Source organism: Pseudomonas sp. 05N434, assembly GCF_056396965.1.
In genome coordinates this window covers 1-386 of sequence record NZ_JBFTMK010001179.1, presented here as the reverse complement: position 1 = coordinate 386, position 386 = coordinate 1, and the positions used below count along the sequence as shown (strand labels likewise).

The following is a 386-nucleotide window of genomic DNA, read 5'->3' as shown; positions in this document are numbered from 1 at the left end:
GCCAGAGTATTGGTAGTAGGCAGCAATCCACCAGACTTTGTTCCTCACTGAGGAAAAACGGCTTGTCGGCGAATAGCGGCGACACGCCTGTCAGGCTTTCGCGCAGCTCTTTACGAGCCACCACGCGAGCTGCTTCCTTGGTCCGCGAATCCAGAATCAGATCCACCAGGCCACACCAATCACGCTGAATGCGATGAATCAGCAGGCGACTGTTGGCACGCGCCACAGGATAAACCGGCAGTAGTGGCGGATGCGGGTAACGCTCATCCAGATATTCCATCACCACGGTCGACTCCCACAACGCCAAGTCACGATCGACCAGGGTGGGCAGGCTTCCGTAAGGGTTCACTTCAATCAGTTTAGGCGGCTGACGACCAGCCTCCACG

General features: G+C 57.3%; 1 protein-coding gene. It reads right to left on the bottom strand.

The window, feature by feature from the left end; genetic code table 11:
- Positions 1-386: glutathione S-transferase N-terminal domain-containing protein (locus AC1DLB_RS32325; RefSeq protein WP_477786574.1), on the bottom strand; the 386-nt coding region annotated here is incomplete at both ends.